The organism is Candidatus Cardinium sp. cByotN1, assembly GCF_022810525.1.
GTDB lineage: Bacteria > Bacteroidota > Bacteroidia > Cytophagales > Amoebophilaceae > Cardinium.
This window is the reverse complement of record NZ_JAACGG010000186.1, coordinates 1-534: the sequence shown is the minus strand read 5'-3', so window position 1 is coordinate 534 and position 534 is coordinate 1. Positions and strand designations below refer to the sequence as shown.

The window sequence follows — 534 nt, the reverse complement described above, 5'->3', positions numbered from 1 at the left end:
GCTAGACTGGCATCAACCTTGGACATTAAATTCAAACTCTTAGAAGAAAATGCTATCCATCCATCAGCATAGTCTTGAAAGATTTGGTCAATCCATGCATGTATTGCCTTTATTGTATCCGATTTTATGGCTATTTTTTTATTTATTCCTTTGCCTATTGTTTTTTTTCTTTTTGCGTTTTTATCACCAACTGGCCGTAAAAATAGACTATACACTTGAATCAACTGATAATAGGTAAATGCTTCATACCTAGTATGGTAAGCTTCTGCATCTGAACCTGCATCTGAACCCTTTTTTTGTTTATAGCTTATGTATAAATCAGCCTTTTTCTTCACAGAATTGAATAAATTGCTTAATAGCTGATACATAGCACCGCTATCTTTTTCAAAATCTTTTGAATCAGTAAGCTGATATAGGCCCATGCATAAATTGCCCAATGTTTCTAGATTGGTTATTTGCAAAACCTTTGCATCTGCTACCAGTGTTTGAATCCGTTTAACTAAACAAGGCACAACCTCCGTGTATATCCTTAAT

The 534-nt window shown here is 34.3% G+C and carries 1 protein-coding gene; it reads right to left on the bottom strand.

Going from position 1 to position 534, the window contains the following annotated elements; genetic code table 11:
- Positions 1–512, bottom strand: a 512-nt coding sequence (locus MUW73_RS04340; protein WP_243575312.1) for a hypothetical protein, incomplete at its 3' end; no start/stop codon positions are given.
- Between the last annotated feature and the right edge of the window lie 22 nt (positions 513–534).